3 protein-coding genes are annotated in these 10,079 nt (G+C 58.3%); all 3 read right to left on the bottom strand.

Annotated features, from left to right (window positions below):
- Window positions 1-65 precede the first annotated feature (65 nt).
- Complete coding sequence (locus HY308_01395) at window positions 66-6,692, bottom strand: EAL domain-containing protein (protein ID MBI3896933.1); 6,627 nt, start codon at window positions 6,690-6,692, stop codon at window positions 66-68.
- Window positions 6,693-7,071: 379 nt separating this feature from the next.
- Entirely contained in the window at window positions 7,072-7,224 is a 153-nt protein-coding gene (locus tag HY308_01400) for a PAS domain-containing protein (protein ID MBI3896934.1), read from the bottom strand.
- A gap of 101 nt (window positions 7,225-7,325) precedes the next feature.
- On the bottom strand, window positions 7,326-9,605 hold the full coding sequence (locus HY308_01405) for an NADP-dependent malic enzyme (protein ID MBI3896935.1): 2,280 nt from the start codon (window positions 9,603-9,605) through the stop codon (window positions 7,326-7,328).
- Between the last annotated feature and the right edge of the window lie 474 nt (window positions 9,606-10,079).

Genomic DNA, 10,079 nt, shown 5'->3' on the forward strand with positions numbered 1-10,079 from the left:
AACCACCGGCACGTCGTCAACACTTCAATAACCACTGCCTGTCGCTGTGGCGAAACTCCGAACCGTTAAGCCGATTCGCCATTACCGGCGAGGCGCTCGGACGACTGCTTTTGCCGGCGCAACATTTCCGTCAACGTGCTAGCCGACACCGGCCTGCCAAAATAAAACCCCTGCGCGGTAAAGCAGCCGTGCTCCTTGAGAAACGTCGCCTGCTCCGCCTTCTCTACCCCTTCGGCGATCACGCTCAGGTTCAAATTATTGGCCAAGGCGATAATGGCCGAGACGATCGCCATGTCGTTCGGGTCGTAGCCAATACCGTTGATGAATGAACGATCGATCTTGAGCACATTGATGGGAAAACGCTGCAAGTATGCCAAGCTCGAATAGCCGGTCCCGAAATCATCGACCGACAACTGCACGCCCATGTCGCTGATCCGCCGCAAGATCGCCAGGTTATCTTCGTTCGGCTGCATGAGGATGCGCTCGGTGATCTCGAGGTCGAGCGCGGTGGCCGGCAACCCGACCTCCTGCAATACCAACTCCACCAAATCTTCGAAACCCGGTTGATAAAACTGACGCGCCGATAAGTTGACGGCAACGCGCATATCCTGGCGGCCAGCGCTGTGCCAGCACTTGAGCTGATTACACGCCTCGCGCAAGGTCCATTCGCCGATCGGCAAAATCAAACCACTGTCTTCGGCGACGGCGATGAACTCGCCGCAGGATACCGCGTCGTGTCCCGGCTGCCGCCAACGCAACAACGCCTCCACCGATAATATGCGGCCGCTGGCAATGTCGACCTGCGGTTGGTAGTGCAATTCGAATTCACGCTGCGCCAACGCCTGCCGCAGCAACGTGCTCATGCGCAACCGCCGCCGCGCCGCTTGATTCAGTACCGGCGTGAAGAACTGATAGTTGCCGCGACCCTTTTCCTTAGCGTGATACATCGCGGTGTCGGCGGCGCGCATCAGCGCGTCGGCATCGATGCCGTCGGTCGGGTACAGGCTGATACCGATGCTGCCGCTCACGTGCAACTTGTTGCCGTCGATCACGAACGGCACATCCAACGACTCCAGCGCCTTCTGGGCGACGACGGCGACATCGTGATTGTCGGTCAATGCCGGCAAGATGATGACGAACTCATCGCCGCCGAGACGGGCGACGCTATCGCCCTCGCGCAGGCCGCGTTGCAAACGGATGGCGGTGGTCTGCAATAAGCGATCGCCGATTTGATGGCCGAGCGAATCATTGATGTGCTTGAAGTAATCGAGGTCGATGAACAATACCGCCACTTGATGCCGGCCGCGGCGCGCCTGTGCGATCGCTTGGCCGATGCGGTCTTGCATCAAAATGCGATTAGGCAGACCGGTCAACGCATCGTGATGCGCCATGTGGCGCATGCGCTCTTCGGTTTCTTTACGCTCGGTGATGTCGACCACCAACACCAAGAAACAATCCTGCCCGTCCATTTCCGTCTTCTCGACCGAGGTCAGCAACACGCGGTTGGCCCCGGATTTAGTACGCATGGAAACTTCGACGTCACGAACGGATTTTTGTTCGAACAACACGCCGCGAATCTGCCGGCGTTGCGTCTCGCCCATCATGCCGATTTCGACAACGGTACGACCGACGACTTCGGTTCGGCCGTAACCGGCGAGCTGTAGATAACTGGCATTAGCATCGACGATGATGCCGTCGTTGCTACGGATGATCGCCATCGCCGCCGGGCTGGCTTGAAACGCCCGCGAGAATCGCTGCTCGCTAACAGCGAGCTGCTCGGCATGCCGGCGCGTTTCCGCCAGTAACGACGCGTTACGCACTGCACTGGCGGCTTGCGCTGCGAACAGCGACAACAAGCGCTGGTCGGCGTCGGTATACTGACGCCCGCTATTTATTTCGACGACGCCGAGCACACCGATCAACTCGCCACCGGCGAGCATCGGCACCTGTATCAACGACTGAATGCCAAGAAAGGCATAAGCGGGCAAACGATGTTCCCAATTGCGATAATCGTTCACGATCTCCGGCTTTCGATTTTGCGCCACACGCCCGGCCAGCCCCTGACCCATCGGAACACGGGTGCCGAGTGCAACCGGCACCCCTTTCACCGCTACCAGCTCTAAATCATTGCAGCGATGATCGAACAGCATCACGGCGGCGGCCGATGTGCGCAACAACGCGACAGTCCGTTCAAGAATCGTGTCGAGCAACACCGCCACATCGTGCTGCCCCGCCAACTCGCGCGAGCTCTCGTATAACCCGACGAATTCATCGATACTTTGCTGTAACCCTTGCTCGGCTCGCTGGCGCTCTTCGTTCTCGCACTGCAACTCGCTGTAGAACCGTGCGTTCTCGATCGAGATCGCCGCCTGCGCTGACAACAACTCCAGCGCGATCAACCGGTCCGGTGTGAACGCATTCGCGGTCAGATTATTTTCCAGATAGAGCACACCGACCAACTCCGCTTGCCGCACGATCGGCAGGCATAGCACCGACTTCGGTCGGGTGTCGATGAGATAGGAGTCGGTCGAAAACGGATTCGGCACGGCAGCGTCGACCAAAATAACATTTTCACGGCTGCGCCGAACGTAATTCAGTATCGATTCGGGCAGGCGCACGACCGGCACGCTGTCGGATTCATGCACATAAACCTGCACCGTCTGCTGCTCTACCATAGCGTCGACGACCGGTAGCAGTCGGTCGTCATGCACCAGCAACAAACAGCCGACTTGCGCCCCAGCGTTTTCGATGACGAGGTGCATCAACGTTTCGAGCAACTTGTCGAGTACGATTTCGCTCGATATCGCCTGCGCCGCTTTTGCGACCGAGAGAAAATCCAACTGGCGACTACCGGCGCTCACTGCCACCGGTGGCGCCGAACGCGACGACGACGCTTGTAGGTTGAGCTGTTCAACTTTGGCATCGGCCCCCCATTCAGCGTAGGCCGAACTGGCGACTTGCAGATACGTCCTTGCCGACGCATCGGCACCGACGGCGGCACACGCGCGGCTGGCACACTCTGCGGCCAATGCTTGAATATGTGTGAAACCGTATTGTCGAGCGGCGGCGATCGCCTGCCCATAGCCCGCCAACGCCTGCTCGTACGCACCGGTGATGCGTGCCTGTTCGGCGGCGAGTAACCAATACAGATGAATAAAATTGGCGCGACAACCGTCGGCCAACCGTGCCAACTTTTGCGTGTTCGTTTGCAATAGCGTTAACGTCATTTGTCGGGCCGGCGGGTCTTGGCTGTCGTAGCAAGCGGCAGCGGCCAGCGCGTGGTAAAAATTTACTTCGACTGCCTGATAGGCTGACTGTCTGGCAATAACGCTTGCACCCGGCCGCTGTGCCAAACGCAGCGCATCGGCAAATTGGCCGAATATCGCCAGCCGCTGCAGCTGCGCACGCTGCTGCAACTTAGCATCGTCGTCGGTACGATCGCCGAGCTGTTCGAGCAACTCATCGATAGTTACCGTTGCTGCCGAACGATCGCGCAAGACGACGACCAGTGATTGCGCCTGTCGCAAAAAATGGAGCGCATGATCATTGGCACTTTGCTCGGTAAATACGATGGCCTTGGCAAGATCATCCGCCATTTGTGCCAACGATTCGCCGCCACCCAACCGTAGGGTAAAGCTCGCTATCAGGTTCAGACCGGCGTACTGGACATCGCCATGGTCGATCTCAGCAACGAAGTCATCGGCTAGCCGGGTGATCGTCGCGGATATTGGCTCGTACCAGCTGTCCAGAAACGACGCCGTCACGATATTGACCTTGGCGCGGAAATGGTGCTGCTGCGGAAATCGCTCGGTCAGTCGTTGCGCGAGCTTGCCGAACTGATAGGCGCGACTGAGATCTTCGTATGCCAGCAGTGCGCCGAACGTGGCATAACCGAACGCCGACGCCGCGGTGTAACCGTGCGTCAACGACAAATCGACCAGCGTAACGCCCAACAGCGCAAACAAGCGCGGATCGGCGTTGTGCGCGGCCGGCATTAAATAGGTCAACAGATCGGCCGCCGCCACCTGCGTCGATTGCGACATCAACGGTCGCATTAGTAAATCGTCGAACATAACGCCGGCGAGCACGACATCGACGCGTGCACGCGTATCGCCGACCGCCTTGGCCCAACCGTCGGCATCGGCCGGCAAGTCGACGCCCAGCAAGCGCAGCGCATCTAGGCCAACGCTAACCGCACGCGCATGGTCGCGTTGGGCGGTAGCGAACATCAGGCGTAGCTGCAGCAAGCCGGCGCGATCGATATCGCTATGAACCGCGGCCAGCGCGCGATCGAGCAAGATTTCAGCGTCGCTCGAGTCACGACACAAATGCGCCGTTTCGATCTGCTCTCGATGCAATGCCAACGTCAGCGCGTAATTATTTTGCCAACCACGCTCGGTCAACAACGTCACGCCGGCGTCGGCATAACGGCGGGCGGCGACATAAGCGGCGGTACGTTTGGCATGTTGAGCGGCGGTGAAATTCAGTTCGGCGAGCCGCTCGCGCTCGCCCGGATCCGTCATCAATACAACACTGTCATTGAGATGGCCGACGATTTCGAACAGACATTCGGCGGTAACGTTGGTCGACATATGCGCCATCAAGAATCGACCGATGCGCAAATGCGCTTGCCGTTGCTCGGGCGACGACATCAGCGAATAGGCCGCTTGCTGCACGCGATCATGCGACCAACGATATGCCACCGACGTAGCAACGTCGGCGACACTGTCGTGAGTCGCCGTCAACAACAACTGTTGCTGCAGCGCCGGCCGCAGCTCGTCGGCGAGATCGATCTCGGCACACTGGACGATGCCGGCCAATCGGTCGAGCGCAAACTGATGGCCCAGACAAGCGGCGACTTTCAACGCTGCCTGCGTCGACGACGGTAGGCGATTGATCTGCCGCGTCATTAGCTCGACGACATTATCGGTGACATCGGCTTGGCGAATCCGTTCGATGTCCCAACGCCAGCAACTACGGCTCGCATCGAGCTCGATCAAGCCCTCTTGTTCGAGGCTATACAAAAACTGCTTGGCAAAAAACGGATTGCCGTGCGTTTTTTGTTCGATTTGTTCGGCTAATCCGTCAGCGTCGGTTGGCGCGCAATGCAGTCCGTCGAGGAGCAGCTGACGTAACGTCTGCCCGCTCAACGGCGACAACCGGATCCGCTGTGACTTGATGGTTTTGCCGATCTTCGCCAATGTTTGTTCGAGCAAACGGGCGGTTGCCGCTTCCGGTTCGCGAAAAGCACCGACCAGCATCACATATCGCGTTTGTGGGTGCGTCAGTAGGTGCTCGAACAGCAACAAACTACCGGCATCGGCCCATTGCATATCGTCCAGAAACAACAGCAGCGGCCGCTCGTGACACGCGACTACACCGATGAGTTGGCGAAATACCCGATGTAATCGATGCTGCGATTCCAGCGGCGGCAACATAGACACCGGCGGTTGCGGACCGATAATGACTTCTAATTGCGGAATGATATCGAGCACAAGCTGGCCGTTAGCGCCGAGCGCCTCTTGCAATTGCTGACGCCAAGTAGCGATACGGTTTTCGCTTTCGCTGAGGACCTGCTGCACAAACTCGCGAAACGCTTGTGCCAACAGCGCGTACGGAATGTCGCGCCGGTACTGTTCGAACTTGCCGGTAATGAAATGGCCGTGCGCTTGCCAAACGGATTGCCGTATTTCGTCGACCAACGACGACTTACCCATGCCGGCAGCGCCTTCGACCAATACCAACGCCGGCGTGCCCGATGCGGCCATACGCGCGAACCCTTGCAGCAATTGCGTGCGCTCGGTTTCGCGACCATATAGTTTTCGCGGAACTTCCAAGCGACGGAAAATATCGCAGGTTGCCAACTTGAATTTGGCGATGTTGCCAGACCGCTGATACTGGTGCCGGCAGCGCGCTAAATCGACCCGCAAACCGCGCGCACTCTGGTAACGATCTTCCGGCGCTTTTGCCAGCAAGCGCATAACGATGGCGGAAATCGTCGCCGGCAGTTGCGGCGCCAACTCGATCGGCAATCGTGGCAACCGAGCGATATGACAATGCGTCCATTCCAACGGGTCGGTGGCAGCGAACGGCAAATGACCGGTGAACAATCGGTAGAGCACGATGCCCAATGAGTAAAGATCGGCGCGCTCATCGAGCGGCCGACTGAGCCGGCCGGTTTGTTCCGGCGCCATATAAGCCCAGCCGCTATCGCCGGCGGACGTCGGCAAGAATGGCTGATCGTCGCCGGCGGCGCTGCAATCGACGACATAAACGGCGGCGCGGTTCACATCGATTAATAAATTCGCCGGCTGTAACGCTTTGTGAACAACCCCGGCGCTATGCAGATCGGCAACGACACGCGTTAAATCGATGGCGATCGACAAACACAACGGCAAGTCGAACCGATATTCCCGCATGACGGTCTCGAGCAGTTGACCATCGACGTTATGACATGAGATCGCCGGCTGATTCGCATCGACGTTCGATGCGATCGGTCGAATGACGCCATCGATATTCAACGATTGCAGCAACCGATACTCGCGCTGCAGGCGAGCGATTTGCGGCACTGTCGCGTCGTTCGGTTCGAGATACTTTAGGAGAACGGCAGGTTGCGGCGCGGCGTGGACACGAGCAATGAACGAGCCGGTGGTGGCTCCGAGCGTTTCCCGAGTCTGGGTATTTGCGTCCATTGCAGCTCGCGGTTTCCTTGGCACCTCCAACAAGCTGTGCCAAGAGGACTTCTAAGGGTTTATCCTAAACCCACACGCAGTCGGCGGAAACACCCACGATATATTTTTTATAACGAGCGCACCACGGCCGCGCTAACGCGGCACAAATACCCCGGAATCCAGCGCCATGCGCCTTCATCCGGGTATACAAGAGCAAGCAACTATTTTCGATGAAACAACAATACGACACCCCACACGATCCATGTCGAGCGCCACGCCAGCGAACCCCGATCAATCCCACCGCGTGTAAAAGCGAAACGATCGGGGCTGACGGACACCTTAAAAGAAGACGCGTGCCGTCGTCGTTAGGGTATTACCCGAGAACCGCGGCGAATTGACCTCAGACACGGCCGGCGGCGAACACATGCCGATCGATCGCCTGGAAATTTTCCGCCGTCGCCGACGGGAACACGTCGTAGTCGGTCTTGCCGGTCATCGCTTCGTACGTGACACGGAACAGTTGCTCGAAGCGTCGATTGACGAACAGGAGGATGGTCCCTTAGTAATACCCCCATCCTAACCCTCCGCCGCTGGCGCGGAGGAGGGAATTAAAAACAAAGAGGCGTACCGCGAGTTGCCGCGCGAGCGGGTGCTTTAACCCGCGTGCGCCGATGTCGGATCGACTACCGCCAACGCCGTCATATTGACGATCCGTCGCACCGTCGCTGCCGGTGTCAGCACATGCACCGATCGTGCGCCACCGAGCAAAATCGGGCCGACGGTAATGCCCTGACCCGCGACCGACTTCAGCAAGTTGTAGGAAATGTTGGCCGCATCCAGCGTCGGCATAATCAGCAAATTGGCTTCGCCCTTCAGCTTCGAATCCGGCATCACGCGTTCCAGGATTGTCTTGTTGAGTGCAACATCGCCGTGCATCTCACCGTCCACTTCCAGTAGCGGTGCCAACCGATTGATCAGCTCGAGCGCCTCGCGCATTTTGTTCGACGTCGGTGTCGCCGCGCTGCCGAAGCTCGAATGCGATAACAACGCCACCCGCGGCGTCAAACCGAACCGGTAGAGCTCTTCGGCCGCCAATATTGTCATCTCGGCGATCTGCTCTGCCGTCGGATCGTAGTTCACGTGCGTATCGCAGATGAACAATGTGTGTTTCGGCAACACCAACATATTCATAGCGGCAAAATTCTTGACACCGCCGCGCATGCCGAGAATGTCGGCGACATCGCGCAAATGCGATTTGTACTGACCGAACATGCCGCACAACATCGCGTCGGCGTCACCGCGGTGCATCAAGATGGCGCCGATGACGGTGGCGTTACGGCGCAATTCGTTGCGTGCGTAATCGGGCGACACACCTTTGCGCTTGGTCAAACTGTAGTAAAGCTGCCAGCACTCGCGATACCGCGGATCGCTTTCCGGATTCACCGTTTCGAAGTGCACACCCGGGCGTATGCTCAAGCCGAAACGTTCGATGCGGGCGCTGATGACATCGGGCCGACCGATCAAAATCGGCTTAGCTAAACCTTCATCGACCACCACCTGTACCGCCCGCAACACGCGCTCGTCCTCGCCTTCGGCGTAGATCAAACGCCTTTGCGCCTTCTTAGCGGCAGCGAACACCGGCTGCATGATCGTGCCGGAGTGATAGACAAACCGCGTCAGTTGATCGCGATAGGCGGCCATATCGGGCAACGGCCGAACGGCAACGCCGCTGTCCATTGCCGCTTTCGCCACCGCCGGTGCGATCTTGATAATCAGCCGCGGATCGAACGGTTTCGGAATTAGATAATCGGGACCGAAGCTGAGTTGCTCGTCGCCGTAGGCAGCAGCGACCACATCCGACTGCTCGGCCTCGGCAAGGTCGGCGATCGCGCGTACCGCCGCGAGCTTCATCGGCTCATTGACCGTGGTTGCGCCGACGTCGAGGGCACCACGGAAAATGAACGGGAAACAGAGAACATTATTCACCTGGTTCGGATAATCGGAACGACCGGTGGCGATGATGGCGTCCGGCCGCGCTTGCTTGGCGAGCTCGGGGAGAATTTCCGGCTCGGGATTGGCCAGCGCCAGGATCAGCGGCCGCTGCGCCATTTTTTTCACCATCTCCGGCTTCAACACGCCGGCCGCCGATAGGCCGAGGAAAATATCAGCGTCGCCGATGATGTCGATCAGCTTGCGGGCGCTGGTGTCTTTGGCGTAGCGCGCCTTGTAGCTGTCCATGTCGTCTTTGCGGCCGGTATAAACCACGCCTTTGCTGTCGCTGATATAAATGTTCTCGATCGGCATGCCGAGGCTCACCAGCAGATCGAGACAGGCAAGCGCAGCGGCACCGGCGCCGGAGGTGACGAGCTTTACCTTCTTAATATCTTTGCCGACAACCTTAAGGCCGTTCAACACTGCGGCGCCGACGATGATGGCGGTGCCATGCTGGTCGTCGTGAAACACCGGCACCTTCATGCGCTCGCGCAATTTGCGCTCGACGTAAAAACATTCCGGCGCTTTGATGTCTTCGAGATTGATGCCACCGAAGGTCGGCTCGAGCGCGGCGATGATGTCGACCAATTTATCCGGATCGTTCTCGGCGATCTCGAGATCGAACACATCGATGCCGGCGAATTTTTTGAACAGGCACGCTTTACCTTCCATCACCGGTTTACCAGCGAGTGGACCGATATTGCCTAGGCCCAATACGGCGGTGCCGTTGGTAATAACAGCGACCAGATTGCCGCGCGACGTTAGCGTGCCGGCTTCGCGTGGATCGGCAACGATCGCCTCACACGCGGCGGCGACGCCGGGCGAGTACGCGAGCGCGAGATCGCGCTGCGTAACGAGACCTTTAGTTGGCAAAATGGAAATCTTCCCGGGCGTCGGAAGACGGTGATACTCGAGCGCACTTAGGCGTAATTGTTCGTCCATTCAGGGTTCCAGCGGGTCGGCGACGGCGGTCGCGAAAAGCAGTAGATGATGCCTGGGAATGGCGGTTTTCGCTATATCGGAAAGGCGCAATACATGGAGCCAATCGGCGACACCGCGACCGAACCAAAAAGCGAACCCCGAACGCGCAAGCCGTCCGGACTTAGCGGTGGCGCTAATTTTACCGATACTGACAGCAAGCTGAGAAACACAGCGACCGAATCAGCGCAGCGGTTTATTGCGTTGACGTAGGCCGTCGCACCCAACTTTTATCCGTCAATGAATTAATGACTCAGGACAGAATGGCGCTTAACTTAAAGGAAGTCCCGAATAAGCCATGTATCTATGGACTCCACCCGATTTGCAAGAAGAAGATTAACCGCTTACCCCGAGGTTGAAATTGCACGTATCTATTCGGCCTGTTTGTTGAGCGGTTCTCTCGCTCGGGCCAGGATGCAAAGCGCGCACCGGGATCCG

Source organism: Gammaproteobacteria bacterium, from assembly GCA_016199745.1.
Lineage (GTDB): Bacteria > Pseudomonadota > Gammaproteobacteria > Acidiferrobacterales > Sulfurifustaceae > JACQFZ01.